Source organism: Pseudomonas shirazensis, assembly GCF_014268785.2.
Lineage (GTDB): Bacteria > Pseudomonadota > Gammaproteobacteria > Pseudomonadales > Pseudomonadaceae > Aquipseudomonas > Aquipseudomonas shirazensis.
Genome location: NZ_JABWRD020000001.1, coordinates 1,399,813 through 1,425,197, shown reverse-complemented (window position 1 = coordinate 1,425,197; position 25,385 = coordinate 1,399,813). Strand labels below are relative to the sequence as shown.

Genomic DNA, 25,385 nt, shown 5'->3' with positions numbered 1-25,385 from the left:
CAGGAGCAATCATGTCAGCAGACAAAGTAGCCATTATCACCGCCGGCGGCAGCGGCATGGGCGCCGCCGCCGCCCGCCGACTAGCCGCCGACGGCTTTCACGTCGCGATCCTGTCCTCTTCCGGCAAAGGCGAGGCCCTTGCCGCTGAACTAGGCGGTATCGGCCTGACCGGCAGCAATCAATCCCCTGCCGATCTGCAAGCACTGGTCGATGCGGTCTTGACCAAATGGGGCCGCGTCGACGTGCTGGTCAACAGCGCAGGCCACGGCCCACGGGCGCCAATTCTGGAGCTGACCGATCAGGACTGGCAGCTTGGCATGGACACGTACCTGCTCAATGTAATCCGTCCCAGTCGCCTGGTTACGCCGATCATGCAGCGCCAGCAAGGTGGCGTGATCATCAATATTTCTACCGCCTGGGCTTTTGAACCTAGCTCCCTGTTCCCGACTTCAGCGGTATTCCGCGCAGGGCTGGCCGCGTTCACCAAGATTTTTGCCGACGAATTTGCCGGCGATAACGTGCGCATCAACAACGTCTTGCCCGGCTGGATCGACAGCTTGCCCAGCACCGAGCAACGCCGCGACAGCGTACCGCTCAAGCGCTATGGCACCAGCGAAGAAATCGCTGCCACCGTGGCATTTCTGGCCAGTGAAGGCGCCGCCTACATCACCGGGCAGAACATCCGCGTCGATGGCGGCATTACCCGCAGCCTCTAACCGCTGAGCGGGCCATGGGCAAGTTCGCAGGAACCCCTCAGCGCTGCGCTGACTCAACCGGGAAACCAGCGCCGGGTAACTGCCAATGAATGTCTTCGATGCCTCCTTGCAGCCACAGGATCAACAGCGGATCTCGGCACTGTCGGGGTGGTATCAACTGCTGGAGGACCGCCAGCAGCGCATGGACTGCCCCAACACCTACCACGAGCGGCTGCTCTATCAGGCTGACGAAATGGACCGCCTGGGCTTGGTGACGTGGCAAGAGTGGCGTGACCTGAGGCTTGAGGCAGACAAGGCCTACCTCTGGGCCGTGCACGGTGGCGACTACCGCAACTGACTGTGCAACGGGGCCTCAACGACCCCGCAGACATGGCTTAAACGGCGGGGTTAGGCTGCCCTGTCGGCACCTCGTCATGCAGTGAAACCCGCGAAGTCTCCGGCAGCGCCAGGCCACCGATCAACGCCAGCAAGGCGATCACCACCAGATAAAACGCAGGTGCCAGGCTGCTGCCGGTCTGGCCAATCAGCCAGGTCGCAACCAGCGGCGCGGTGCCGCCGAACAGCGTGTAGGCAACGTTGTAGGTGATCGCCGAGGCGGTGTAGCGGGTGCGGGTAGGGAAGCTCTCCGAGAGCAGCGCGGCAGTGACTACACCACTCATCAGCGCACCGACCGCCAGCAGGATCACGCCGAGCAACGCGCCGGACATCGACCCCGAGCTCGCCAGCCAGTAGGCCGGGAACACCGCAATCATCACCCACAGGCAGGTAAAACCAATGGTCTTGCGTCGGCCAATGCGGTCCGAAAGCAACCCGGCCAGTGGGCAGCCGGCAGCGGCGAACAGCAGTGCCACAGTGGTCACCAGCAACGACTGCGCGCGGGTCAGGTTGCCGACCAGTTGCAGGTAAGTGGCAAAGTAGGTGGTGAACATATAGAACGACAGTGCCGTCAGCGAAATGAATGCGCCGAGGTTGCGGATCGCCCGGCCGTGATTGCGCAGGGTCTGCTTGAGCGGCGAATGGCTGTGCACCTTGCCTTCGGCGATGGCCGCACGGAACGCTGGGGTTTCCTCCATGCGCCAGCGCAGGTACAGACCGACCAGGCCCAATGGCGCCGCGATCAGAAACGGCACACGCCAGCCCCAGCTGTTCATCGCGTCACTGCTCAGGTTTGCCTCGAGGGCGTAGGCGATCACTGCTGCGCAGGCAAACGCCGAAAAGGTCGACACCGGCACGAAGCTGCCATAGAACGCGCGTCTGTTTTGCGGTGCGTGTTCCATCAGATAAGCGCATGCACCTGCGTACTCGCCACCAGCGGAAAAGCCTTGCAGGCAGCGCGCCAGGGTCAGTAACAGCGGCGCGGCGATACCGATGCTGGCGTAGGTGGGCAGCAGGCCGATGAGTGTGGTCGAGCCCGCCATCAGCAGAATGGTCATCGACAACACGCGTTTGCGCCCGAGCCGATCTCCCAAAGCACCAAACACGATGCCGCCCAATGGCCGCAAGGCAAAGGCTACGGCGAACACGGCAAAGGTTTTGAGCAGGCCGGCGCCGGGGTCGGAGCTGGCGAAGAACTGGCTGGCGATCAGTGTGGCAAGGAAGCCGTAGACGGCGAAGTCGAACCACTCGACGAAATTGCCAACGGCCGAGGCCGCGATGACCCGGCGCAAGGTGGCCGGTGATACCTCATGGGAAGTGGACATGCGGATACGCTCCGATTTGCCATGGCAGCCTGATTGAAAGTGCCGCAGTCGGGCCGCAGCATCGTTGTTATGGCTATCAGTAGATCGGCAGGTTGCGCCGCGCGCATATTCGGGGGCGACACTGAGCTATCTGTTTCAACCAGCAGGCAAGCGGTTGCGCCGGCCTAGACCGGGAACACCACGCCGGTACGCGAAGCTGCGTTGCGGATATGCTCCTGCATGGCCCGCTGCGCGCCCAGTTGCGAGCGTCGGGCCAGGGCGCGGAGGATCTTGCTGTGCTCCTGCCAGGTTTCCATGGCCCGCTCCGGACGTATGAACGGCAGCTTCTGGCTTTCCAGAAAGATGTCCTGGCTGGCGGTGATCACATGCAGCATGGCGCGGTTGCCGGAGGCCTGCAGCAGCGCCTGGTGGAAGGCAAAGTCCAGCCGCGCTGCCGCTTCGAAGTTACCCGCACGCAACTCCTGGCGCATGGCCTCGACATTGGCGGCAAGCCGGTCAAGATCGTCGGCCGTCAGGTTCAGCGCCGCCTGCCCGGCGGCAAAGCCTTCCAGTGCATAGCGCAGTTGGAAGGTGTCGGCGGCAGACACCTGCTCGGCGTACGGCCAACTGAAGCCCACCGGGGTTGCCGGCACTGGGGCCAGCACGAACACGCCCTTACCGGGCTGCACGCTGACCAGGCCCAACGCGCTGAGGGTCGATAATGCTTCGCGCAACGAGGCCCGGCTGACCCCCAGTTGCTCGGCCAGGTCGCGCTGCGAGGGCAGGGCATCACCGGGCAGATAACCACCGTCATCGATCAGTTTGCGGATTGCCTGCAAGGCGATTTCCGGGACGGCGCGGGGGAGGGTATCGAGCATGCAGTTCAGACCGGTCAGAGGGCAGGGTTCGACCCTTTTACGGGCAATGCGCGGCGCTGGCAAGCCTTGCTCCGTGCTGGCGCAGGGTGAACGGAGCTTGCACAAATGCAGGGCGTCGCGCGGCGCGCTTGCCTTAGTCAGCAGGCAACTGTTCAGACCAGTAAGACCGTGGCGCAGACGGTCTGGCCTGCTTTTGCGGGGTTTAGGGAGCTTTCTGGCATGGCCCGTGCACTTGTGCTGTGTAACTGCCAGTCCAGTTGCCCACTCTGACCCTGCGAGGCTCGTGCATGACCAAGTTCCGTACCCTGTTTCTGGCTACCGTGTTCTGCGGCGGTGCCCTTGGCGCAGTTCAGGCCCAAGCCGATGCGCTGGCCGACATCACCGCCCGTGGTGTATTGAAAGTCGCTGTGCCGCAAGACTTCCCGCCATTCGGTTCGGTCGGCCCTGACCTCAAACCGCGCGGCCTGGACATCGACACCGCGCAGTTGCTGGCCGACAAGCTTGGGGTCAAGCTGGCGCTGACGCCGGTCAACAGCACCAACCGTATCCCGTTCCTTACCACCGGCAAGGTTGACCTGGTGATTTCCAGCCTGGGCAAAAATCCGGAGCGGGCGGCGGTGATCGACTTCTCGAAACCCTACGCACCGTTCTACCTGGCTGTGTTCGGCCCGGCCGAGACCAAGATCGACAGCATCGATGCCATTGCTGGCAAGACCATCAGCGTCACCCGCGGCTCGATCGAAGACATGGAGCTGTCGGCAGTGGCCCCCAAGGGCGCAACCATCAAGCGCTTTGAAGACAACAACTCGACCATCGCCGCCTACCTGGCTGGGCAGGTCGAGCTGATCGCCAGTGGCAGCGTGGTCATGGCCGTGATCGCCGAGAAGAACCCGGCCAAGGTGCCGGTACTCAAGGTCAAGCTCAAGGACTCGCCGGTGTATGTCGGCCTGGCCAAGCAGGAGCCGGCACTGCTGGACAAGGTCAACGCCACGCTGGACGCAGCCAAGGCTGACGGCAGCCTCAATCGCAATGCGGAAAAATGGCTGAAGCAGCCGCTTCCGGCTGACCTTTAAGCCGCGCCTGGAGTTGCTGTTCGATGGCCTATCAATTTGATTTCGCCCCGGTGCTGGCCCAGGCTGACCTGCTCCTCAAGGGCGCGCTGTTCACCCTGCAACTGACGGTGGTCGGTACCGTGCTGGGGCTGGCCATCGGCGTGCTCGGCGCGGTGGTCCGGGCCTGGCGCCTGCAGCCGTTTTCAGCGGTGTTCGGGGCGTATGTGGAGCTGATCCGCAACACGCCGTTTCTGGTCCAGCTGTTTTTCATCTTCTTTGGCTTGCCGGCGCTTGGCGTGCGCCTGAGTGAATGGGAAGCGGCAGTGCTGGCGATGGTGATCAACCTCGGCGCGTACTCCACCGAGATCATCCGCGCCGGCATCATGGCCATCCCCAAGGGCCAGCTGGAAGCGGCTGCAGCGTTGGCCATGAGCCGCTTCGAGGCGTTTCGACATGTGATTCTGCGGCCGGCACTGGCCAAGGTCTGGCCGGCGCTGAGCAGCCAGATCGTGATCGTCATGCTCGGTTCGGCGGTGTGTTCGCAGATCGCCACCGAGGAGTTGTCGTTCGCGGCCAACTTCATTCAATCGCGTAATTTCCGCGCGTTCGAGACTTATCTGCTGACCACCGTGCTGTATCTGCTCATGGCCATCGGCGTGCGGCAGTTGCTGGCCTGGCTCGGCCAGCGCTGGCTGATGGGGAGACGCTGATGGACTTCACCTTGTGGGATATCGTCCGCAACCTGCTGGCCGGCTTGCAATGGACCTTGTTGCTGTCGCTGGTGGCGTTTGTCTGCGGCGGCGTTGCCGGCTTGCTGTTGCTGCTCGCGCGGATCTCTGACAACCCTTATCTGCGCGGCCTTGCCCGGGGCTATATCGAATTGTTCCAGGGCACGCCATTGCTGATGCAGCTGTTCATGGTGTTCTTCGGCATCGCGCTGTTCGGCATCGACGTTTCGGCGTGGATGGCAGCAGCAATTGCCCTGACGCTGTTTACCAGCGCGTTCCTTGCCGAGATCTGGCGCGGTTGTGTCGAGTCGATCGGCCGTGGCCAGTGGGAAGCCTCCGGCAGTCTGGCGCTGAGCCGACTGGAGCAACTGCGCTATGTGATCCTGCCGCAGGCCATGCGCATCGCCATCGCGCCGACAGTGGGCTTCTCGGTGCAGGTGGTCAAGGGTACGGCGGTCACGTCGATCATCGGCTTCACCGAACTGACCAAGACCGGCGGCATGCTCGCCAACGCCACCTTCGAGCCGTTCCTGACCTACGGCCTGGTCGCCGTGGGCTACTTCATCCTCTGCTACCCGCTCTCATTGAGCGCCCGTTATCTGGAAAGGAGGCTGCATGCCCCTGCTTAGAGTGTCTGCGCTGCACAAATATTACGGCGACAACCACGTGCTCAAGGGCGTTGACCTGAGCATCGAAGAGGGCGAAGTGGTCGCGATCATTGGCCGCAGCGGTTCGGGCAAGAGCACCTTGTTGCGCACCCTCAACGGCCTGGAGTCGATCAGTGACGGCGTCATCGAAGTCGACGGTGAGTACCTCGACGCTGCCCGCGCCGACCTGCGCAGCCTGCGCCAGAAGGTGGGCATGGTGTTTCAGCAGTTCAACCTGTTCCCGCACCTGAGCGTCGGCGAGAACGTGATGCTGGCGCCGCAGGTGGTGAAGAAGACCAGCAAGGGCGAAGCGCGGCAACTGGCTGAGCAGATGCTGGCGCGGGTCGGCCTGGGCGAGAAATTCAACGCCTACCCGGATCAACTCTCCGGTGGCCAGCAACAGCGGGTGGCCATCGCCCGTGCGCTGGCGATGTCGCCGAAAGTGCTGCTGTGTGACGAGATCACTTCGGCATTGGACCCGGAACTGGTGACCGAGGTGTTGGGGGTGGTACGCCAGCTGGCCAAGGAGGGCATGACCCTGATCATGGTCACTCACGAGATGCGCTTTGCCCGGGAAGTGGGCGACAAGCTGGTGTTCATGCACCAGGGTAAGGTGCATGAAGTGGGCAATCCGCGGGAGGTGTTCGCCGCGCCGCAAACCGCCGAGCTGGCCAACTTCATTGGTGCGGTGGCGCAAGCGTCCTGAGCTGCTCGACCAACTGAGCAGCTAGGACCTGTCGCAGAACATGCTCGCGCGTGCCCGGCACGATACCCATGATCCGGCGATCGAGTACCGCATCGCTGATCTGGAGAGCCTCACGCTGCCAGCAGCAGGGTTCGATCTGGCCTACAGTGCGCTCACCTTCCACTATATCGAAGACTTGCCACGGCTGATCGCAACGCTGTACCAGGCACTGGTACCGGGCGGCCAGTTGGTGTTCAGTTGTGAACACCCGATCTACATGGCCGCTGCCGGCGCGCACTGGCAGCCATCAGAAACGCACGTCCATGGCCAACTCGAGCGCACGCGGCGCGCCCATGTAGTACTGCAGGCCGTATGCCTGCTTGGCGTAGACCTCGTCGGTCAGGTTGCGCACCCGTGCTGTCAGTGCGGTGTTCCGGTCGACCTGATAGCGCGCGAATGCACCGAACAGGGTATAGGCCGGCGCCTTCAACGTGTTGGCGTTGTCGGCGTAGACCGAGCCGACATAACGACCGTCAACGCCCATCGACCAAGCCGTATCGAAGCTGTAGGTCAGCCACAGGTTGCCGACATTGGCCGGCACGTTGACCGGCGCGTTGCCTTTACGCGATACCGAGATGCCATTGGCGGCCTCGTTGAACTCATCATACTGCGCATCGACATAGGCATAGTTGGCTTCGGCCAGCAGCGTTGGCGTGACTTGAAAACGCCCAGCCAGTTCGATCCCGCGTGAGGTCTGCTGACCGGCTTGCACCGTCAGGTTGGGGTTGCTCGAATCGCGCACGGTAAAGTCCTTGCGCACGATCTGATACAGCGCAATGGTTGCCGCGCCGCGGCCTTCGAGAAAGTCGAACTTGCTGCCGGCTTCCCACTGCTCGCCCTTGGACAGATCGAACAGGCCGACGTTGGAGTAGGTGGCAGCTGCCAACGACCCGGCCGGCAGGTCGGCAGCGGTGCTGTACTGCAGGTACACGCTGGCGCTTGGCGTCAGCTCGTAGGTCAAGCCGACCCGCCCGCTGAGCGATTCCCAACGGCGTTCAAAGTAGGCTGGGCTGGTGGGCGAAACCGTGCCGTAGTTGTCCACCTGCATTTCTAGGTAATCGTAGCGCAGGCCTGTGAGCAAGGCCAGGCGATCGGTCAACTGCAGGCGGTTTTCAGCGAACACTGCGCGATTGTCGATCTGGTGATGGCGCTGGCGGGTCAGGCCGGTATTGACCCCCGGGATATCACCGAAACTTCCAGGGTCGAAATGGTCTGGGTCGACCACGTCGCTCCAGCTGCCCGCAGTGGGGTAGAGATCCTGGCGCATGCGCGAGTAATCCACGCCCATCGCCCATTGGCTCGACAGGCCAAGCAGGGTGTTGGCGTGGCGCAGTTCGATACGGTCGCCCAGTACCGTTTGCTCATGGCGCTGCAGGTATGGGCTGCCGCGCTGCACATTGCTCGCGGCGTTGTAGCTGTACCGCTCAAGGTTGCGGTAGTCGCGTTGGGCGTCGTAGTGGTACAGCGTGTTGTGCACGCTGGTGGCGTCGCTGATCTGGTAGTCGAGCATCGAGCGCAACCAGCGCACGCGCTGTTCATAGCGGCCGTCGGCGACGTTGTAGTTCTCGAAGCGGCGGCCGTTGTCGATCTTCATGGTGCTGCGCCCCGGCAGGATCGGCGCGCCCCAGTAGGGGCTGACTTCTTTGTCCTGCTGGTATTCGATGGCCAGCGTGTGGGTGAGGTCGGGGGTCAGCTCACTGAGCAAGGACAACGCCAGGCTGTCGGTGTCGCGCTCATTGCGGTCGATGTATCCGTTACTGTGGCCGCGGCTGAAATCCAGACGCACGAAGTGATGAGCCTCGGCCGGGTTGCTGGCCAGGGCCTGGTTGATACCGAAAGCGATTTCCGAATCGTCGAAGCTGCCATAGCGCAGGCGGCCATCGATGGTCTGCTGATCGCGGCTGGCCAGCTTGCTGATGTAGTTGATCGAGCCGCCGACTGCACCGGCACCATGCAGGAACGACGACGGCCCACCGATCAGTTCGACGCGGTCGATGACCCAGGCGTCCACCGGGCGAGTGGCGCTGCTATAGCCAAGGTTGATGCCGTTGAAGAGCTGGGTGACCTGGTTCTGGGTGAAGCCGCGGTAGCTGACAAAGCCGCCGTAGCCGGGGTTGGCCGAGGCGTTTACACCGGTCATGGCGTTGATCACGTCCTGGGTGTCTTTGGCCCCACGTTGTTCGATCACGCTGCGGTCGGAAACACTCACCGAGGCAGGCGTTTGCCGCGCGGTCAGGCCGAGCTTGGAGCCGGTACGGATCGGCTCGTCCAGTTGCACGCCCGAGGGCGCTGCACGGCTGGCGTCGATGCTGGTGGCGGAGAGTTCGATGGCCGAGTGGTCGGCCCAGGCGATACTGCAGGTGCTCGCCAGGAGCACCAGGGAAGTCTGGCGGATCATGTTGTTGTGGTTTCCACGCAAAAGTCATGGCTGAGCACACACCTGCGGGCAAGTGGCCCGGGCGACTCAGACGAAGGTTGCTGGCGTTGCGTGGATGGCAGGGGAGGCGCGTGGGTTGAGGGCAGGGCGCACATAGCGTGGCGGCGGTTGGGCCCAGCTGCGCTCGACCATCGGCGACGGCGCGCTGCCGCGCAGGCGCTCGAACCACCAGCCCGTGCTGCTTGGTGCCACCGCTTGAACAAACGATGAGCACACTGGGCAGTCCAGCTGCGCCATGTGCTGATCACCGCTGGACTCGCCAAGGTCGACCACCGGCCCGTGCTCGCTGGACAGCGAGCAGAAGCCACCGTTGAGCCCGGACAGTTGCAGGCCGCTCATTTGGCCGTGGTGCAAGCCGCAGATCAATAGGCTGAAGAGGACGCTGGCATACAGCGCCCAGGCAGTCAGCGCACGGCTCTGGCGGGGGATTTTCATGGCGGTGAATCTACCATCAGCTCAGCATCGCCTGAGTGCTGACTGGCTGTGGTGGATTGTCGCACCTGGGTGTCAGGCGGCGCGTTCCAATACATCGAGCAGGTCGACGAACTCGCGGGCCAATTTGTGCGTGGGCGCCAGATGGACCAGCGGCACGGCGGCCTGGTGCGACTCGCGCATCTTGATCGAGGCACTCAGGTACACCGGCAGAATCGGCAGGCCTTCACCGCGCAGTTGCTCGACCAGGGTCTGATGCAGTGCGGTGCGCCCGGCGTACTGATTGACCACCACGCCCTCGACGGTAAGTTCGGCATTGTGGTCGTGGCGCAGCTCTTCAACTTCGGCGATGACGTTGAGCAGCGCCTGGCGCGAGAAGCTGTCGCAGTCGAACGGGATCAGCAGGCGCTCGGCGGCGAGCAGGGCGCTGAAGGTATAGAAGTTCAGCGCAGGCGGGGTGTCGATATAGATCCGCTCGTAATCTTCCGACAGCGCGACCAGCAGCTTGCGCAGCTTGTTGATCTTGAATTTGCTTTCCAGACGGGTCTGCAAATCGGCCAGCTCAGGGCTGGCAGTGACCAGGTGCAGGTTGGCGTAGCGTGTCTCGCTGATGGCCACACGGTTCTTCTTGCCTTCAGGGCTGGTACTGAGGGTCTGCCTGAAGAAGTCGGCAATGCCGGGTGGAATCTGGTCGTTGCTCAAACCGGTGAGGTAGTAGGTGGCATTGGCCTGGGGATCGAGATCGACCAGCAGTGTCCGGTAACCCTCTGCAGCGCTGGCAGCGGCAAGATTGCAGGCAATGCTCGATTTGCCCACTCCACCTTTCTGATTGAATACGACTCGACGCATGCTGCGGTTCATCCCTGAAATAAGCCGTGGGGCCATAGATGGCAGTTCAGAGACAATCCTATGAAGTAAACATGACATTATTAAGACAAGGGTTGTTACATTTTGCCCGGTGCTTGAAACCCGCATCCTGAACGAAGCCGGCAGGCTCGAATCGCAATTCGAACCTGCCGGCGTTTAACGTGCGACGGCCCGTGAATTAGCCGCCGCCACCGCCGCCACCTGCGCCGCTACCGCCTGCACCGCCGGAGCCGCCGCTACCGGAACTGCCTGAGCCAGTGCCGCTGCCCGAGCCGCCCATGCCGCCGCTGCCGGTGCCACTGCCGCCGGTGCCGCCCTGGTTGTCATCGCTGTCAGTGGTGCTGCCGCCCATGCCGCTGCCACCGGTACCGCTGCCGTTCATGGTGCCAGTGCCAGTGCCGTCACGCTGCATGGTGCCGGTGCCCGTGCCGTCGCTGTTCATGGTGCCCGGGCCAACGCCGGTGGCGCCGCCGGTCTGGGTGCTTGGCGCGTCGTTGTCATTCATGTTGGTCGCGGCCATTGCCAGTGGCGCGGTGGCGCCCAGGCAGACTGCGAGACAAAGTGCATGCATCCGCTTCATGGTGTATCTCCCGTTCATGTGAGTACATGCGTTGGGCCTTGCCTCGTCGGCGAGGGTGCCCCGGAACTGACGGACGGTGCCCAATCAACCGCCGGCGGCAGCGCCATCAACGTAGCGCTGATAGAACTCGAGGGTGGCGAGGTTCTTGTGCTTGGCCTCGAACATGATGTCGAAGCCGCCCATGAAGCCCAGCGCGTAACGGTTGGTCCAGTCGTTCCACATGCGCTCGCTGTGCTGGTACAGATCACGCTTGTTGACCTGCTCCAGCAAGGCTGGAATCTCCAGCTTCTGCTGGGCGGCAAAGCCCAGTTCCTGCAGGCGCTCGGGCGGCTGCGAGTAGTGCATCACCGGGCGCACGCCGCGCCAGCTGGCGATGATCGGCGCCAGCCGTGGGTCGTCATGGGCGATGTAGTCGTTCTCGTGAATCCAGCAGTGATGGATATCCAGCACCACCGGCGCAAGGTCGGCCAGGCCCAGGCAATCGTCGACGCCGTAGGTCTTTTCATCGTTCTCGAAGGTGATGACATTGCGCGCCTCCTGCGACAGCCGCGGCCATACGGCACGAACGCCAGCGGCGCCCAAGCGCCCGGCAATGTGCACGTTGCACTTGAAGTCCTGAAAGCGCTGGCCGTAGCCCATCATGCGGATCATGTCGGCGTGGTACTCGAACTCGGCCAGGCTGTTCTCGACCACGTCGGCGCGGTCCGAGCCGAGTACGCAGTACTGGCCGGGATGAAACGACAGGCGAATATCCGCGCTGCGGGCAAACGCTCCAATCGCGCCGAGGCGTGTCTGCAGGTCAGCCTGAACGGTCGGGTTACGGTAGAACTCGGCCACTTGCGGGTGGCTGTAGAGCGGCAGCAGGTCGCTGCTCAAGCGCACCATGCGCAGGGTTGGCGGTAGTTCGGCAACATACGCCAGCAGGCGCAACTGGGCACCGAGATTGTGTTCGACCAGCTCCAGCAGCTTTGCCGCAGCGGCTTCGACGCTGGCGCTGTTAAGCCAGCGCAAGGTCGTGGTGCGCGGGTTGAAAGCCTTTTCGATGGCCTCCAGTTCCTTGATCGACAGGCTGCGATGCGGGTGGCGGTACATACAGGCAAAGCCCAGACGGGGCATGGTCATCTCCGGATCGATAGGGGCTGCAGCTTGGACATCAGCGCCGCGGCAAACGCTCAGCTCAGCTGTGCGCCGCCTCGCCACTGCGCGCGACCTGGACCTGATTGCGCCCGTTCTGCTTGGCCACATACAACGCAGCGTCGGCCTCGCTGAGCACCTCGGCCGGCAGGCTGCCAGAGTTGGACTGCCAATGGGCCACGCCCAGCGACACGGTGATCGCACCGACCGCAGCGAGCGGTGTGTCCTGCACGCAAATGCGCAATCGCTGAGCAACCACGGTGGCGATCTCCACGCTGGCGCCAGGCAGGATCATGATGAACTCCTCGCCACCGGTGCGGCAGAGCACGTCGACTTCACGGCAACAGCTGCGCATCAGCTCGGCCAACTGGCGCAGGGCCTGATCACCCACTGCATGGCCGTAAGTGTCGTTGATCCGTTTGAAGTGATCGATGTCGAGCACGACAGCGGCGAAGTTACGCTCCTCGGCCTTGAGCAGCGACAGGTTGTATTCAAGGCTGCGGCGGTTACCGAGCCCGGTCAAGGGGTCGGTTTGCGCGTCCCGGTTAAGCCGGCCGATGCGCTCCTGCAGCAGATTGAGGCCAAACAGCAAAGCGCGCTTCAACTCGGCCGCTTCGAAGTACCAGGCGCGCACCTTGTGCAGATGTTCGGACGTGCCAGGGCGGTCCAGCGCCAGCGCGCCCGCCGCCAGTTGCCACAGCGGCCGGGTGATGGCCAGGGCAAACCACCACAGGGCGAGAAAACCAAGCAATGCCAACGGCGCCGACAGCAGCACCACATTCAGAATCAGCTGACGCATTGGCGCTACTGTCTGGCTCAGCGGTTGTTGCGCGATCACGCCCCAACCGGTGCTGGGCACGGTGGCAAAACCGGCGAGCATCTCCACGCCGGCACTGTTATGGATCTGCCGTGTGCCCTCAGACAGGGCGGGGAGCTGATCGATCAGGGAATTGCCCTCGACCACTGTACCGACCCGCTCCGGATCCGGGTGATAGAGCAGGCGCCGGTTGCGGTCGACCACGTACAGGTACGAACCATCCTTGTAGTAGTGCTCGCCGAGCATGCTGTTGAGAAAGTTGCGTTCACGCAGGTACACGCTGCCGCCGACATAGCCCAGGTATTTGCCTTGCCCATCGAAGATTGGCTGTGACAGCACCACCACCAGGTTATTGGCTGCCGACAGAAAAGGTGTTGATACCAGCGGGCGGCGTTCGCGCAGGGCCTCTTGCGAGCCTGGCGTCTGCACATGGGTGCCGATCAGGTGGCGCAGTGGCGCGGGCGAAACGGCGCGCAGAAACCCCTGGGCGTCGACCAGAAAGGTCGAGTTGAAGGCGATGCTCTGCTGCAGCACCCGCTCGGTCTCCGCCAGCAGCGAGGGCGCATCGTTCAGGTTGTGCGCCTGCACCCCGGCACTGAAGCCCAGTTGCTGCAGCGCGTTGCCCAGAAACGTATCGGTGATTGCTGCAAGTTTTGCCGCGTAGACCCGGTTGGCTTCCAGAGAGTGGTCGATCAGCAGTTGGCGTTGTACTCGGTAACTGGCGAAGTAGCTGGTCAGCAGCATGGTCACTGCAGTCAGCGCCGACAGTACGAGGATGAGTGTGCGCAGATCCAGGCGCAGTCCTTTCTTGGCGTGTGGCAATCCTGACCTCACTGACGGGTTACTGCGAAATACCTTATGCGTTTCGCGTGATTGCAGCTACAGCTAAACCGGGCTGTTCAAGGCAGCGCTTGCAGATCGTCCTCGACCTGCTGCATACGTTGCGCGGCGAGGGCCTGCACCGCTTTGTCCTGGGCGCTGGCGCGCATCAGACCGGTGAGCTTCTCGCTGAGGCGTTTGCCCTGCTCGGTGTCGCCGAGTGCCTTGGCTGTCTCGGGATTCTGCGTTGCCTCGACGATGGTCTCGAATTCGGCATCGCTGAAGTTGGCTGTGCTGTACAGCTTGAACAGGTCGTTGCGCTGGTCCTCGACGGTGAGGTGCTTGCGCAGCACCTGTTTGATCTGCTCTTCGGGGACCTGCGGGTGGTCCATGGCCAGCAGTGAGGCCATCCTGCCGATGTTGTGCTCGTAGGCGGCTTGCAAGGGCAGCTTGGCGAGGATCTGTTGTTCGCGGCTGGGCTGCTGGTCGCAGGCAGCGAGGGCGCCGAGCAAGAACACGGGCAGCAGCAGGTTGAGCAAGCGATTCATCGAGCAGCCCTTGGGCACGGTGGGGTGGCAAGTTTACCGTTTTTCCAAGGCCTGCGTGGCAGTTGCGCTGCGTGGGAAACGGCCTGCACAGATGTCAGGAAAGTAAACACATCGTTTTTGACAGCGGCTGCCCAGCTGCATCTCAATACCCCCTCGATTTGTGTGGGCGGGGGAGCGATATGAATATCTGCGTGATTCAGGGCGACATGCTGGCGGAGCGGACTGCCGAGCAGTACCCACGGGTAACCCTTTGCGACGAATGCATCCGCCGCGATCGGTTGGCCGGTGAGGAAGCGCTTATCGTGGCAGTCGAAGGGCCGGCCGAGGTGCAGGCCGAGCAGGTCTGCGAAGGCTGCGGAGCCGAGCAATGAGTGGATTGATTGCCCGCTCTGGTGGCCTTGCGCCGGTGTTGTTCGTCTCGGCGGGTTTGCTCCAGCCAAAAAAGCGCGATCACCCCCTGGCGCGCCGACAGTTGTACCTGAACTACGGCGCACTGGGATTGGCCTCGCTGTGCAGCCTCAACGGCATCGAGACAGCGCTGGTGCATGGTGAGCACGAAAACCCTGAGCAGTTGGTCGCGCGCTTGCACCAGCAAGGGCGGTTGCGCCTGGCGACTCAGGTGATGCTGTCGATGCCAAGTTTCTACGCGTTGGAGTGGGCCCAGCGTTTCTGCGCTGCGGTCAAGGCGCTCGACCCGCGGATCCGCATCTCCTCGGCGGGCGTTGGGTCACCAACCCGGACAAGGCGTGGCTGAAGGAGCGCATGCCGCACGTCGACCTGATTGTCCAAGGCGCGGGCGAAGATGCAATGGCGCACTTGCTCGGTTTTAGTGGGCAGTGGCAGGCCCCTGCACACTGCGGTCTCGATCACAGTCTGGTCGAGAACTTCCAGCGCTATCAGCCCAGCGTTGAAACCTCGCGCGGTTGTGGCCGCGGTTGCGCATTTTGTGAAGAGCGGGCAATGCCTTTGACCGACTTGAAGACGCCGGCGCGGATCGTCAAAGAACTGCACACGTTGATCGACGTGTATGGCGATCAGTCGGTGCGGCCATACTTCCAGTCATCCTATCTGGTGCCCAAACGCAAATGGGCCGATGAGCTGGCCAATGCGATACAGGCTGCCGGTATCAACATCGCCTGGCGCTGCGAGAGCCGGGTCGACAGCGTCAAACCCAACGCCGTGCCAGGCCTGGTGGCGGCAGGCATGAAGGTGATTGATCTGGGGCTCGAGTCTGCCTCGCTGCTGCAGCTGGAGCGGATGCAGAAGGCTGACAAGCCACAGCGCTACCTCGATGCCGCATCCAAGTTGCTCGAGACCTGCGCCAGTCATGGCATCTGGGTCAAGGTCAACGTGCTCTTGTATGGCGGCGAAACCGCGCAGACGCTCGATGAAACACAGCGCTGGCTGGATGCCCACGCGCAATACCTCAAGGGCGTGTCGGTTGGCCCGGTCGTGGTCTATGGGCCGCCCAGTCATAGTGAGGAGTTTCTGGGCGAACTAGCTGAGTTTGGCGCACGCCCGGTGGAGGTATCCAGTGCTGAAGAACGTGGCGTCACCCAGGTCCACCTCAGCGCCGAGATCAATCACGAGCAGGCCGAGATCGAGAGTATTCGCTTGTCCAGGCGCTACATGACGCAGGACGACTACTTCGACCTCAAGCGGTTCTCTTACTACCCACGTGACTACAGCGATGAACAGTTTCGCCGCGACGTTGCGGACTGTGATCCGCAGCGCTTGCCGTTTCGTCAGTCAGCTTGAGCGCGCCCGTGCAATTGCGCACGGGCTGGCGATCGGGTAGAAGTTGGCTTTCACCTCGCTTCAAGGCTTGAGCGCAATGACAGACTGGATCATCACTTCGGTAGCCGCCGATGCCATCGACGAGGTGGTCGCGTTCGTCAACGACTCGCGTCGGGAGCTGTTTGCGCTGCTGGCTGATGCGCCGTTGCCGGCTGACCTTGCCCGGTTCAGCGACACCTACCTGCAAGGTGGCGGCTGTTTCTTGACCGCGCGCGACAACGGCCGGCTGGTCGCAGCCATCGGCTACCTGCCTTACGACCACCGCTTCAGCCAGCTGAATTATCACGACTTCACTGTGGTGGAAGTGGTGCGGCTGTTCGTTTTGCCCGAGTACCGCCGCTGTGGTCTGGCCGCAGCGCTGTTTGCAGAGCTGCGGTTGCGGGCCAAGGCTGCTGGAATCGAATGTTTGTATCTGCATACGCATCCGTTTCTGCCAGGTGCGATTCGCTTCTGGGAGCGGCAAGGGTTTGTCATCACCGATATTGAACAGGACCCTGTATGGCAAACGACGCATATGCAGTTGCTGCTGGTGTAGGGGGTGAGAAGGCATTTTGTGGGGTGAGCTAAGGCGGCGCCGTCGGCAGGTTGCAGTGACCGTTTGGCGAACCGACTGAGGTAGATAAGCGAAGACGCAGTGAGAGCTTCTCGTTCCGATCAGCTTCGCTCTGCCTGCCTCAAAACCCACCCGTAAGTGGATACTCCACCGCTACCCGAATCTGATCCGCATCCAGCTCAGCTTGCGCCGTGTTCCCACGATGCACGTCATGCCGCAGAGAGAACACCATGCCTTTGGCCTTGCCGCTCTGCACCACATAGCGCGCTTCAAGGTCGCGTTCCCAATGCTTGCCGCCGCGACCGTAACCGAGATAGGCATAACCGCCGCGTGGATCGACACGACTGCCGTCGATGTCGAAACCGCGTACATACAGCGCCGTCAGGTTCAACCCAGGCACGCCGTAGGCGCCCATGTCCAGGTCGTAGCGCGCCTGCCAGGACTTCTCGTTGGGGGCGTTGAAGTCGGACAGCTGCACCGCGTTGCTGATGAAAATGGCGCCGCGGCTGACGTAGTCGAACGGGGTGTCGCCGTGCACTCGCTGCCAACCGAGACTGAAACCGTGTGGCCCGTGGTTGTAGCGCGAGACCAGGCTCCAGGTGGTGTTGTCGATCTGCCCGGACAAGGCCTTGCCGGTGTCGCGGGTGCGGTACAGGTTGAGGTCGAGGCTGACGCTGCGTTGGTCGCTCAGGGCGTGGCTGAGGGTGCTGCCCAGATAGTGCTGGTTCCATGTGTCTTCATAGCGCGAGGTGTACAAGCTGGCGCTGATGGCATCGCTCGGGTTCCAGACCATGCCGGCGAGGTCGAAGCTGTCGCCCTTGAGGGCATTCGAGTAGTTCACCACCAGGCCTTGGTTGTGGCTGCTGGCATTACGGTCGGCGCTCTCGGTGAAGTGCCCGGCAACCAGTTTCAAGGTGTCAACTTCGTTGCTGGTCAACAACCAGCCGGTTGCAGTCTCTGGCAGCAGGCGGCTGTCGGAGGCGTTGAATACCGGCGTTTTTACCCGCTGCTCACCGTAGCTCAGCGCCGTATCGGCCATCCGCAGTTTAAGTGCGGCGCCAGCGCGGCTGTACTCGGTTTTCGGGTGGCCTTGATTGTCCACGCTGAGCAAGCGCGCCTTGCCCGCACGGCCGCCGCCGCTGTCGAGTTGCACGCCGAGGTAAGCGTGGGCATCGACGCCAACCCCGATCAGGCCCTGGGTAAAACCTGACTGCAAGGTGCCCATCAGGCCATAGCCCCATTCTTCGGCTTTGCCGCTGCGCTCGCTACGCGGTTTGTAGGCGTTGCGCGCGCCGCTGTTGCTGGCGCCGCGACGATAATCGCGCTGGTCGAATACGCTGCGGTTGAGCAGGCTCCAGTTGCTGTCTTCAATCAGCCCGTTGGCCTTTGCCTGGGCAGGCTCGGCGGCTGCCAGAGGGGAGACAGTGATCAGCGGCAGCAGAGCAACAGCGCGCTTGAAATGGATCACTGACTTGCTCCCAGTTTCTCCAGCTGTACTTGCAGACGGGCCTTGGCCCGGGCTGGCAAGGTCGCCGGCAGGGCCGGCCTATTGACCGCCGGTTCGCCAACCTGGATCAACATGACCATGCCCATCGCCAGGTGCGGTATGCACTGAATGGCGTACAACCCCGGCACGCTGAACTGCTGCTCGTGGGGCTGATTGAGCTTGCTCTTGAAGGCTTCGGCGCCGGCTGGCAGCAGCTCGGCAAGGGTCGCGGCATTGTGCCCGCTCATGGTCGGCACAAAGCGCACGCTGTCGCCGGGAGCGATGCGCAGGTGGTCCGGCTCATAGACCATGGCACCGTCGCTGCCGCGGTTGAGCATCTTTACTTCATGGACTTCGGCGTGAGCCAGAGGGGCGAGCAGGGTGCTGCACAGCAATAAGGCGAGAAGGCGTGAAAACATAGTGAGAACATCCGTGTTCAGGGGGCGCGAAAGCGCAGGATGCGCGCGCCGTCGTATGGGTCGGTGAGGTAGTGAGCGTGTACGCCGAAGGTGCACAGCAGGCGCTCTGGCGTGAGCACTTCATGGGGCTTGCCAAGGGCTACCAGGCGGCCTTGGTCGAGCACCGCGAGGCGGTCGCAGGTCAGTGCCTGGTTAAGATCGTGCAATGCCACCAAGGTTGTCACCGGCAAAGCCTGGACCTGTTGCAGCAGGCTTAGTTGGTGCTGGATATCGAGATGGTTGGTCGGCTCATCGAGCAGCAACACGCTCGGCCGCTGGGCCAGGGCGCGGGCGATGTGCACGCGCTGCCGCTCGCCGCCGGACAGGCTGTGCCAGAGGCGCTGGCGCAAATGCAGGGCGTCAAGATCGGTAAGGGCCTGCTCGACGATGCGCCGATCCTCGGGGGAGTACGGCGCCAGCGCCGACAGCCATGGTGTGCGACCCAGGGCCACGGCGTCATACACGCTGATGGCATCGCTGGTGTCGGCCTGCTGCTCGACCAGAGCCAAGACCTGGGCGATCTGCCGCCGGGGCATGCGCGCCAGTGGCTGGCCGAGCAGTTGCACTTCACCACTGCTCGGTTTGAGAAGGCCGGCAAGCAGTTTGAGCAGGGTCGATTTGCCGGAGCCATTTGGGCCAACCACGCCGAGGGTTTCCCCGGCGATCACCTCAAGCTCGACCGCTTCGAGCAGATCGTTGCCACCCAGACGCAGGCCAAGGCCTCGGCAACTGAGCGGCGCGAGATTCACGGTGTTGAGGTTGGTCATGCGCGCCCCCGGCGGCTTACCAGAATCAAGGCGAACAGAGGCGCGCCAATCAGCGCAGTGACCACGCCGACCGGAATCACCTGCCCAGGAATCAAGGTCCGCGAGAGGATATCGGCGCTGATCAGGAACAGCGCACCTCCCAGGGCACTTGCCGGCAGCAGGCGGCTGTGACCGGTGCCGAGCAGCAGGCGCAGTGCGTGAGGAATGACCAGGCCGACAAAGCCGATGGCGCCGACAATCGATACCATCACTGCCGTAACCAGCGCCGCGCAGCTGATCAGCAGCAGTTGGCTGCGGCGCACCGGAATACCCAGCGAGGCCGCCGAGTCGGCGCCGAAGGTAAAGGCGTCGAGAGTGCGCCGATGCCACAGGCATACTGCCAAACCCAGCAGCGCCACTGGCACCGCCAGCCACACTGACGGCCAACGCACGCCGCTGAGGTTACCCAGCAGCCAGAACAGAATGCCGCGCGCCTGTTCGGCAGTCGCCGACTTGGTGATCAAGAATGCCGTAAGCGCGCTGAACAACTGCGAGCCAGCGATCCCAGCCAGAATCACCTGGGCATTACCGCCGCCAGCACCGCTGGCCCGCGACAGCAGCAGGACCAGGCCGAACGCTGCCAGTGCACCAATGAACGCGCCGCCCGACATCGACAGCGCAGCGCCACCAAGCCCGAGCAGGGCTACCGCGACCGCACCCGTCGAAGCACCCGCCGACAACCCGAGCAGATACGGCTCGGCCAGCGGATTGCGCAGCAGCGCCTGCAGGATCACCCCGCAGGTCGCCAGCCCGGCGCCGCATGCGGCAGCCACCAGGGTGCGGGTCAGGCGATAGTTCCAGATGATGCCCGCGTCGATCGGGTCGACTGGGTAACCGGCGTCCCACAGGTTGTTGGCCAGGACCCGCAAGACCACGCTGGGCGCCACTGGCGTTTCACCAATGGCGATACCGGCAAGCATCGCCCCCAGCAAGGCGAGCAGGGCAGCGGCGCAGTAGGGCAGCAGACGCATCATGGTTGCTCGGCTTTCCCCGAAGCAAACGCGTTGGACAGCGTCTCCAGGCCACGGAACAGGCGAATACCGGCCTGCATCGCGTCGGCATCGAGGACGATGATGCGGCCCTTGCGAACGGCGTCCATGTGTTTGGTGACGGGGTCACTACGGAGGAATTCGAGCTTCTTCTGGTAGTCATCGGCAGGGAAGCGGCGGCGGTCCATGCGGGCGATGATCAGCCAGGTCGGGTTGGCCTTGGCCAGGGTTTCCCAGCCAACCGTTGGCCACTCTTCGCTGGACTCGACCACGTTGCGCACGCCCAGGGTCTGCAGCATGAAGTCGGCCACGCCCTGGCGGCCGGCGACATATGGGTCGATGTCGAGGTCGGCACTGGAGAACCAGAACAGGGCGGAGGTCTGCGTCAGGTCGTGGCCGGCCAGTTGTTTGCGGGCAGTGTCCAGGCTCTGCTTGAGCTCGTTGTTGAGCGCTTCGCCACGCGCCTGCACGTCGAAGATCTCGGCCAGTTGGCTGACGCTTTTGTAGATGCTGGCGATCTGGAACGGCTGCAGCCGGGTGCCGTCGGCACCGACCAGGTTGTCCTTGCCTTCGCAATCGGACGGCAGCACATAGGTCGGCACGTTCAGCTCGTTGAACTGCTCACGGGTGCCGACCACACCCTGTGCGCCGATCATCCATTCGAACTGCGCAGCTACCAGTTGCGGGCGCTTGCCGACCACTGCTTCAAAGCTTGGATCGTTGTCAGCGAGGCGCTCGACCTTGTCGTTCTGCGCCTTGAACTCGGGCAGCACGTTGTTGAACCACAGCGAGGTGCCCACCAGCTTGTCGCCCAGGCCTAGTGCATAGAGCATTTCGGTACCGGCCTGGCCGATGGTCACTGCGCGCTGCGGCGCCTGGGCAAAGGTCTGCACCGCGCCGCAGTTGTCGATGGTCAGCGGATAGTGGGTGGCGGCGGCCTGGGCCAGGCCAGACAGGCTCAGGCCTGCCAGCAGGGTCACGAAACGGGGCAGCATGGGTGGGCGATCTCCTATCGAACAATGCGGGGAATGAACCCACGGACAGGCATCGCCTTGCCCATTGCGCACGGCAACGGGCAGCACCCTGGGAAGGGTGGAGATGGCCAGCCCGGACACCCCGCCGGTTGGTAAATGCTTGCCGGCAGGTCTCCTGACTGGTGCGTCATGGCCTGGCTCCAGCCTTCCCGGGTCAGCAACCCAGTGGCATCGATGGAGCAGGCTCGGCACTTACAGTTGCGGGGGCAGTTCCGTTTCGCCTGCATTGAGGGCAGGCCTGGGATTCCCTGTTAGTTCCGTGATGGAAACCGGCGGGCGGCATGGTAGACCATCACGCCGCCGGGGGAAAACGCTTTTCAGAGATACTTGAGCCAGCTGATGTCGCGGCGGCGTGCCTTGAGTTGGGCAAACTGGCGCACCGGCAGGTACAACGCCGCCGCCAGCAAGACTGCAGTCAGCCAGATGAAGCCGATGCTGTCGAAGCCGAAATAACCACCCTGATTGAGCCCGAACAGCGCGACACAGGCCAGGTACAGCAGCTTGAGCACATACAGGTGCAGCAGGTAGAAAAACATCGGCGCCGCGCCGAACACCGCCAGCACACTGATCCAGCGCGCCTGGCCGGCGCGTTCGAAGCCGCGTAGCAACAGCAGCCCGGCGCCCAGCGTCAGTGCCAGGAACAGCAGTGATGGCGGGTACTTGGTGATGTTGCAAAAGCTCATCACGGTCTGCACCAGGCTTGGGTAGCTGCTCCACGGTGCTTCGCCGTAGCCATTGAGCAGACGCAGGCCGACGAAGCCGAGCAGGGCCGCTACACCCGCCAGCAGCAAGCGCCGTTGGCGCACGCCGGCGACGCTGCTGCGGGCGAACCACGGGCCGAGGGCGTAGCCAAGGGCAATTACACCAATCCACGGCAGCACTGGGTAGGAGGTGCGCATGCGCAGGCTGTCGGACACCTCCAGCCAGCCGCGGTCATGCAGGATCGCCCACGGCACATGCATGACCGAGCCGGGCGCAAAGTGCACGCCGTCGAGCAGGTTATGCCCGGCGATGATCAGTGCACCGAGCGCGATCAGCGCCGGGCGTGGCAGCCAGACCAGCAGTGACAGCGCGATCATGCTCACGCCGATCGCCCAGATCACCTGCATGTAGATCACCGTCGGGGGCAACTGGAAGGTCCAGGCGAAGTTGACCAGGGTGAATTCCAGCACCACCAGAAACAGTCCGCGCTTGAACAGGAACGCCGACGTGGCGCCGCGGCCTTGATACTTCTCGCCATACAGCCAGGCCGAAAGACCGGTCAGCAGGACGAACACCGGGGCACACAGATGCGCCAGGGTGCGGCTGAAAAACAACGAAGGTTCGGTGCTTTCGATGGTCATCGGGTCAACCACCTGGTGATGCATGAAGAAGGTCTCGCGTACGTGATCGAGCAGCATGAACAGAATGACCAGCCCGCGCAGGGCATCGATGCTCTGCAGGCGTTGGCTGACGAGGGTGGGGGAGGTTAGGGCGATTGTCATGAAAATTCGCTGGTGAGGTTTCGTGTAACGTTATCTTATAACTATTAGTTTTCCTGTTGAAAGTCTTTTGTCGGCGAGCGTAGTGACCATGAAGGCCCTGGCCAGCCCTTTGCTGCGCGGCCAGCCAGGGTAAATCGCGTCTAGAAGCTGTAGTCCAGCGTGGCGAAATACGAGCGTGGTGCGCCCAGCAGCCACTGCTCGCCGCTGTAGGCGGCCGTCACGTAGTTGCGGTTTAACAGGTTGTTCAACTGCAGGCCCAGGCGCACGTCAGGCAGCACTTGCCAGCCCAGGTTGGCATCGACCACGGTGTAGCTGGGGATGCTCTGGCTATTGCCGGTGTCGGCGTAACGCGTGTCGACATAACGCAGGCCGACGCCGGCATCGACGTCCTGGCCAAAGCCTTTGCTCAGCCACAGGTTGGCACTGCGTCGCGGCACATTGGCCGGGCGTTTGCCGCTGCGGTCGGTGGCAACGCCTGCCACGCTTTCATTGAAGTCGTCGTACTTGGCCCGCAGCAGCGCGGCGTTGGCCGACAGCTGCCACTGGTTGGCCAGGGCCAATTCGAGGGTCGCCTCCAGGCCATCGGAGGTCTGCTGGCCGGCCTGTTGCGGTTGATGGCTGACAGGGTCGTCGACCAGCAGCTTTTTCTTGACGATGTGATAAGCGGCCAAGGTCCACTCGCCACCGCCATCAAGAAAGCGCTGCTTGACGCCAAGTTCGGTCTGGCGCGCTTCGGTCAGGTCGAAGTTCATCTGTGCCGAGCTGAGGCTGACCAGGTTTTCCACACCGTCTTCACTGGTCGAGTACTGGCCGTACAGCGACAGGTCCGGCGTCAGCGCATAGACCAGCCCGGCGCGCCAGTTGCCGCCGCTGAGACTGCGGTCGGTGCGGCTGCCGTCGATCAGGTTGTCGCGCTCGATGTGGTTCTGATCACGGCGAATACCGGTCACCAGCGACAGCTGCTCGGTCAGCTGCGTGCGGTTTTCGGCGAACAGCGCTGCGCTGTGGGTGGTGCTGAACGAGCGCGGTTGCAGCGGCGTGGCGCTGGCGAACTGGCCGGGCGCGGGCTGCCACGGGTCAATGTAGTCGTTGCCGATATCGTTGTAGGGCCAGTTGTTGGTCAGGCGGAAACGGATCTTGTTGTATTCGGCGCCTACCACGGTGGTGCTGGCCAGGCCAAACAGGCTGTGCTGGAAGGCGAAGCTCTGGCGATCGCCGATCTGCTCCTGGTTGTGCTTGATCTGGAGAAAACCATTACGCAGCAGTTGGCCGACGTCTGCATCCCAGTTGTAGTTTTCGGCGTTGCGCCAGTGGCGACGGCTCTTGATGTAATAGAGTTGGTTGCTGGCGCTGACGTTGTCACTGATAGCCCACTCGCTGCTCAGGCGGGTCCATTCGTCGTGGTAGCGCAATTCGGCGTCACGCACGTTGTAGTTCTTGTCGCGCAGGCTGTCACGGTAGTGCCCGGCAATCAGCGGTGTGCCGAAGTAGTTCATCGGCTCGGCGTCGCCGCGTTCGTGGGCGAAGGTGAAACTCAGGGCTTCGCTGGCATCGAAGCGCAGTGCCAGGCCCAGGGCCAGGTTGCGTGAGTCGCCGCGGTCGATATAGCCATTGCCTTGCTGCTGGTTGATGGTGGCGCGGTAGCTGAGGCGCTCGCTCAGGCTGCCGCCGCTGTCCAGGCCCAGTTGCTGGCGGTCCCATGAGCCGTAGCCCAGGCGCAGCTGGTTGTGGATCTCGCCTTGCACGGGCTTTTTCGGGATGACGTTGACCACCGCGCCGGTGGCGCCTTCGCCGTACAACACCGACGCCGGCCCGCGCAGCACTTCGATGCGTTCGACCAGCCATGGGTCGACCGGGAAAGTCTGGGTGCCGGCACCGGTGTACAGACGCGCGCCGTCGAGCAGGGTCATCACCGAACCATGGCCGTTGAAGCCGCGTGCGCTGAGGCCAGTGCCGCCATCGCCTGGGGTGCCGATGGAGGTGATGCCCGGGGTGCGGGTGACCGCATCCTGCACGGTGAGGTTGCTGCGCTGCTGGATCTGTTCGGCGCTAAGGCTGCTGACACTGCCTGGTGTTTCGAGGGCAGTGAGGCCGAGGCGCGAGCCGGTCTCGCTGCTGCTGGTGAGGTCGGCGCTTGCGTCGCGGCGTTCGCTGATCGCGATAGAGGGCAGGGCGACGACCTTGCTCGCCGGCTCTGCGGCCACGGCTGGCGAAGCGGCGGCAATGCAGGCCGCCAGAAGAGTAAAGGTATTGGTACGGGACATGTCGTTCCACTGGTGCAGGAAGTAAGGATCCCGGTGGAAACAACGCAAAGACAAGCGGGCACGAACGCTGGGCACACGCGCAAACCGGCCTGCGCCCGCCCACCGCGGGTTTGCCAACTGAAAGTTGCAGGCCGGTCTCCGGGCTTGCGAGGGCTGGAAACCTTCACCTTCCCGTGCACGGGCACAGTGGTGTGTCGAAGGTTTCACTCGCTTACCGTTGCGGGGGCAGCGCCGGACTAGTCATGCAGATGACGCACCGGCTTCCCGTTTCACCCTGCGCACGGCGGCGCAGGACACCTGAAACTGGCGCGCATCTGAGCATCGAAAGTGGCCTTAGTCAAACCTTGGCGCTGAGAAAAATTTGTGACGCATTAGAGGTTTGCGAGTTTTTACTGATTCTTTTTCGAACTTTTCACATTCGGTGTGCATCGAAGC

The 25,385-nt window shown here is 63.0% G+C and carries 26 protein-coding genes, 1 pseudogene and 2 riboswitches; of the genes and pseudogenes, 11 read left to right on the top strand and 16 right to left on the bottom strand.

All coding sequences use genetic code 11. The features are described 5' to 3' along the window. Window positions 1-11: 11 nt before the first annotated feature. Window positions 12-716: an SDR family oxidoreductase gene (locus HU736_RS06175; protein ID WP_186700912.1), complete on the top strand. Its 705-nt coding sequence runs from the start codon at window positions 12-14 to the stop codon at window positions 714-716. A gap of 85 nt (window positions 717-801) precedes the next feature. Then, entirely contained in the window at window positions 802-1,053 is a 252-nt protein-coding gene (locus HU736_RS06170) for a hypothetical protein (RefSeq protein ID WP_186700913.1), read from the top strand. A 37-nt stretch (window positions 1,054-1,090) separates the two neighbouring features. Here the strand turns inward: HU736_RS06170 and HU736_RS06165 are convergent, their stop codons facing one another. Further along, window positions 1,091-2,416 (bottom strand): MFS transporter, encoded by a 1,326-nt coding sequence (locus HU736_RS06165; RefSeq protein ID WP_103437631.1) that lies wholly within the window; start codon window positions 2,414-2,416, stop codon window positions 1,091-1,093. Window positions 2,417-2,580: 164 nt separating this feature from the next. After that, window positions 2,581-3,273: a FadR/GntR family transcriptional regulator gene (locus HU736_RS06160; RefSeq protein WP_186700914.1), complete on the bottom strand. Its 693-nt coding sequence runs from the start codon at window positions 3,271-3,273 to the stop codon at window positions 2,581-2,583. Window positions 3,274-3,560: 287 nt separating this feature from the next. On the opposite strand from HU736_RS06160, the gene HU736_RS06155 reads away from it, so the two are divergent. From HU736_RS06155 to HU736_RS06135, 5 genes and pseudogenes are all read left to right on the top strand, one after another. Continuing rightward, entirely contained in the window at window positions 3,561-4,346 is a 786-nt protein-coding gene (locus tag HU736_RS06155) for a transporter substrate-binding domain-containing protein (protein WP_103437630.1), read from the top strand. A gap of 23 nt (window positions 4,347-4,369) precedes the next feature. Beyond that, window positions 4,370-5,035, top strand: a complete 666-nt coding sequence (locus HU736_RS06150) for an amino acid ABC transporter permease (RefSeq protein WP_103437629.1) — start codon at window positions 4,370-4,372, stop codon at window positions 5,033-5,035. Further along, window positions 5,032-5,682: an amino acid ABC transporter permease gene (locus HU736_RS06145; protein ID WP_186701005.1), complete on the top strand. Its 651-nt coding sequence runs from the start codon at window positions 5,032-5,034 to the stop codon at window positions 5,680-5,682. The genes HU736_RS06150 and HU736_RS06145 overlap by 4 nt, the downstream gene beginning before the upstream one ends. Next, the gene (locus tag HU736_RS06140) at window positions 5,669-6,406 is read left to right on the top strand and encodes an amino acid ABC transporter ATP-binding protein (RefSeq protein WP_103437627.1); all 738 of its coding nucleotides are present in this window, start codon (window positions 5,669-5,671) and stop codon (window positions 6,404-6,406) included. The genes HU736_RS06145 and HU736_RS06140 overlap by 14 nt, the downstream gene beginning before the upstream one ends. 28 nt (window positions 6,407-6,434) lie before the next feature. Continuing rightward, window positions 6,435-6,629, top strand: a pseudogene (locus tag HU736_RS06135) (class I SAM-dependent methyltransferase); the annotation flags it as partial. Between the two features lie 63 nt (window positions 6,630-6,692). On the opposite strand, the gene HU736_RS06130 reads toward HU736_RS06135, so the two are convergent. The 7 genes from HU736_RS06130 to HU736_RS06100 all read right to left on the bottom strand — a co-directional run bounded on the left by HU736_RS06130 (window position 6,693) and on the right by HU736_RS06100 (window position 14,079). Further along, a complete protein-coding gene (locus tag HU736_RS06130) occupies window positions 6,693-8,843 on the bottom strand; it encodes a TonB-dependent receptor (protein ID WP_186700915.1) in 2,151 nt (716 codons plus the stop codon). A 66-nt stretch (window positions 8,844-8,909) separates the two neighbouring features. Further along, on the bottom strand, window positions 8,910-9,317 hold the full coding sequence (locus HU736_RS06125; protein WP_186700916.1) for a DUF2946 family protein: 408 nt from the start codon (window positions 9,315-9,317) through the stop codon (window positions 8,910-8,912). Between the two features lie 72 nt (window positions 9,318-9,389). After that, window positions 9,390-10,163, bottom strand: coding sequence for a ParA family protein (locus tag HU736_RS06120; RefSeq protein WP_186700917.1), 774 nt, complete (start codon window positions 10,161-10,163; stop codon window positions 9,390-9,392). A 196-nt stretch (window positions 10,164-10,359) separates the two neighbouring features. Then, window positions 10,360-10,761: a hypothetical protein gene (locus HU736_RS06115; RefSeq protein ID WP_103437623.1), complete on the bottom strand. Its 402-nt coding sequence runs from the start codon at window positions 10,759-10,761 to the stop codon at window positions 10,360-10,362. 84 nt (window positions 10,762-10,845) lie between these two features. Beyond that, a complete protein-coding gene (locus HU736_RS06110) occupies window positions 10,846-11,877 on the bottom strand; it encodes an apurinic/apyrimidinic endonuclease family protein (protein ID WP_186701006.1) in 1,032 nt (343 codons plus the stop codon). A gap of 61 nt (window positions 11,878-11,938) precedes the next feature. Beyond that, complete coding sequence (locus HU736_RS06105) at window positions 11,939-13,534, bottom strand: sensor domain-containing diguanylate cyclase (RefSeq protein WP_186700918.1); 1,596 nt, start codon at window positions 13,532-13,534, stop codon at window positions 11,939-11,941. 77 nt (window positions 13,535-13,611) lie between these two features. Then, window positions 13,612-14,079, bottom strand: coding sequence for a hypothetical protein (locus HU736_RS06100; RefSeq protein ID WP_186700919.1), 468 nt, complete (start codon window positions 14,077-14,079; stop codon window positions 13,612-13,614). Between the two features lie 179 nt (window positions 14,080-14,258). Between HU736_RS06100 and HU736_RS06095 the strand changes: the two genes are divergently transcribed. The 4 genes from HU736_RS06095 (at window position 14,259) to HU736_RS06085 (ending at window position 16,411) form a co-directional block, all read left to right on the top strand. Further along, window positions 14,259-14,450, top strand: coding sequence for a hypothetical protein (locus HU736_RS06095; RefSeq protein ID WP_103437619.1), 192 nt, complete (start codon window positions 14,259-14,261; stop codon window positions 14,448-14,450). Then, a complete protein-coding gene (locus HU736_RS21795) occupies window positions 14,447-14,833 on the top strand; it encodes a hypothetical protein (protein ID WP_225912983.1) in 387 nt (128 codons plus the stop codon). Before HU736_RS06095 ends, HU736_RS21795 begins: the two co-directional genes overlap by 4 nt. An 8-nt stretch (window positions 14,834-14,841) precedes the next feature. Then, entirely contained in the window at window positions 14,842-15,837 is a 996-nt protein-coding gene (locus HU736_RS06090) for a B12-binding domain-containing radical SAM protein (protein WP_225912982.1), read from the top strand. 76 nt (window positions 15,838-15,913) lie between these two features. After that, entirely contained in the window at window positions 15,914-16,411 is a 498-nt protein-coding gene (locus HU736_RS06085) for a GNAT family N-acetyltransferase (RefSeq protein ID WP_186700920.1), read from the top strand. A 139-nt stretch (window positions 16,412-16,550) separates the two neighbouring features. Here HU736_RS06085 and HU736_RS06080 read toward each other — a convergent pair whose 3' ends face one another. The 7 genes from HU736_RS06080 to HU736_RS06050 form a co-directional block, all read right to left on the bottom strand. After that, the gene (locus tag HU736_RS06080; protein WP_367615291.1) at window positions 16,551-17,894 is read right to left on the bottom strand and encodes an OprD family porin; all 1,344 of its coding nucleotides are present in this window, start codon (window positions 17,892-17,894) and stop codon (window positions 16,551-16,553) included. Continuing rightward, window positions 17,894-18,334, bottom strand: a complete 441-nt coding sequence (locus HU736_RS06075) for a pseudoazurin (protein WP_186700921.1) — start codon at window positions 18,332-18,334, stop codon at window positions 17,894-17,896. The genes HU736_RS06080 and HU736_RS06075 overlap by 1 nt, the downstream gene beginning before the upstream one ends. 17 nt (window positions 18,335-18,351) lie before the next feature. Continuing rightward, window positions 18,352-19,140 (bottom strand): ABC transporter ATP-binding protein, encoded by a 789-nt coding sequence (locus tag HU736_RS06070; RefSeq protein ID WP_186700922.1) that lies wholly within the window; start codon window positions 19,138-19,140, stop codon window positions 18,352-18,354. Further along, a complete protein-coding gene (locus HU736_RS06065) occupies window positions 19,137-20,153 on the bottom strand; it encodes a FecCD family ABC transporter permease (RefSeq protein ID WP_181107438.1) in 1,017 nt (338 codons plus the stop codon). The genes HU736_RS06070 and HU736_RS06065 overlap by 4 nt, the downstream gene beginning before the upstream one ends. Next, window positions 20,150-21,163, bottom strand: a complete 1,014-nt coding sequence (locus tag HU736_RS06060) for an ABC transporter substrate-binding protein (protein ID WP_103437613.1) — start codon at window positions 21,161-21,163, stop codon at window positions 20,150-20,152. The genes HU736_RS06065 and HU736_RS06060 overlap by 4 nt, the downstream gene beginning before the upstream one ends. Before the next feature lie 127 nt (window positions 21,164-21,290). Continuing rightward, a riboswitch (cobalamin riboswitch) is annotated at window positions 21,291-21,491 on the bottom strand. A 28-nt stretch (window positions 21,492-21,519) separates the two neighbouring features. Next, a complete protein-coding gene (locus tag HU736_RS06055) occupies window positions 21,520-22,686 on the bottom strand; it encodes an acetyltransferase domain-containing protein (protein ID WP_103437612.1) in 1,167 nt (388 codons plus the stop codon). Between the two features lie 140 nt (window positions 22,687-22,826). Then, window positions 22,827-24,950 carry a TonB-dependent receptor gene (locus HU736_RS06050; protein WP_186700923.1) on the bottom strand — a complete coding sequence of 708 codons (2,124 nt, stop codon included), beginning with the start codon at window positions 24,948-24,950 and terminating at the stop codon, window positions 22,827-22,829. 112 nt (window positions 24,951-25,062) lie between these two features. Then, window positions 25,063-25,266, bottom strand: a riboswitch (cobalamin riboswitch). Between the last annotated feature and the right edge of the window lie 119 nt (window positions 25,267-25,385).

Coding starts and splice junctions, on each gene's coding strand:
- HU736_RS06140 (WP_103437627.1), top strand. CDS start 5,669: ATGCCCCTGCTTAGAGTGTCTGCGCTGCACAAATATTACGGCGACAAC.
- HU736_RS06130 (WP_186700915.1), bottom strand. CDS start 8,843: ATGATCCGCCAGACTTCCCTGGTGCTCCTGGCGAGCACCTGCAGTATC.
- HU736_RS06175 (WP_186700912.1), top strand. CDS start 12: ATGTCAGCAGACAAAGTAGCCATTATCACCGCCGGCGGCAGCGGCATG.
- HU736_RS21795 (WP_225912983.1), top strand. CDS start 14,447: ATGAGTGGATTGATTGCCCGCTCTGGTGGCCTTGCGCCGGTGTTGTTC.
- HU736_RS06150 (WP_103437629.1), top strand. CDS start 4,370: ATGGCCTATCAATTTGATTTCGCCCCGGTGCTGGCCCAGGCTGACCTG.
- HU736_RS06060 (WP_103437613.1), bottom strand. CDS start 21,163: ATGCTGCCCCGTTTCGTGACCCTGCTGGCAGGCCTGAGCCTGTCTGGC.
- HU736_RS06115 (WP_103437623.1), bottom strand. CDS start 10,761: ATGAAGCGGATGCATGCACTTTGTCTCGCAGTCTGCCTGGGCGCCACC.
- HU736_RS06125 (WP_186700916.1), bottom strand. CDS start 9,317: ATGAAAATCCCCCGCCAGAGCCGTGCGCTGACTGCCTGGGCGCTGTAT.
- HU736_RS06050 (WP_186700923.1), bottom strand. CDS start 24,950: ATGTCCCGTACCAATACCTTTACTCTTCTGGCGGCCTGCATTGCCGCC.
- HU736_RS06160 (WP_186700914.1), bottom strand. CDS start 3,273: ATGCTCGATACCCTCCCCCGCGCCGTCCCGGAAATCGCCTTGCAGGCA.
- HU736_RS06120 (WP_186700917.1), bottom strand. CDS start 10,163: ATGCGTCGAGTCGTATTCAATCAGAAAGGTGGAGTGGGCAAATCGAGC.
- HU736_RS06110 (WP_186701006.1), bottom strand. CDS start 11,877: ATGCCCCGTCTGGGCTTTGCCTGTATGTACCGCCACCCGCATCGCAGC.
- HU736_RS06070 (WP_186700922.1), bottom strand. CDS start 19,140: ATGACCAACCTCAACACCGTGAATCTCGCGCCGCTCAGTTGCCGAGGC.
- HU736_RS06065 (WP_181107438.1), bottom strand. CDS start 20,153: ATGATGCGTCTGCTGCCCTACTGCGCCGCTGCCCTGCTCGCCTTGCTG.
- HU736_RS06055 (WP_103437612.1), bottom strand. CDS start 22,686: ATGACAATCGCCCTAACCTCCCCCACCCTCGTCAGCCAACGCCTGCAG.
- HU736_RS06075 (WP_186700921.1), bottom strand. CDS start 18,334: ATGTTTTCACGCCTTCTCGCCTTATTGCTGTGCAGCACCCTGCTCGCC.
- HU736_RS06095 (WP_103437619.1), top strand. CDS start 14,259: ATGAATATCTGCGTGATTCAGGGCGACATGCTGGCGGAGCGGACTGCC.
- HU736_RS06090 (WP_225912982.1), top strand. CDS start 14,842: ATGCCGCACGTCGACCTGATTGTCCAAGGCGCGGGCGAAGATGCAATG.
- HU736_RS06155 (WP_103437630.1), top strand. CDS start 3,561: ATGACCAAGTTCCGTACCCTGTTTCTGGCTACCGTGTTCTGCGGCGGT.
- HU736_RS06085 (WP_186700920.1), top strand. CDS start 15,914: ATGACAGACTGGATCATCACTTCGGTAGCCGCCGATGCCATCGACGAG.
- HU736_RS06100 (WP_186700919.1), bottom strand. CDS start 14,079: ATGAATCGCTTGCTCAACCTGCTGCTGCCCGTGTTCTTGCTCGGCGCC.
- HU736_RS06165 (WP_103437631.1), bottom strand. CDS start 2,416: ATGTCCACTTCCCATGAGGTATCACCGGCCACCTTGCGCCGGGTCATC.
- HU736_RS06170 (WP_186700913.1), top strand. CDS start 802: ATGAATGTCTTCGATGCCTCCTTGCAGCCACAGGATCAACAGCGGATC.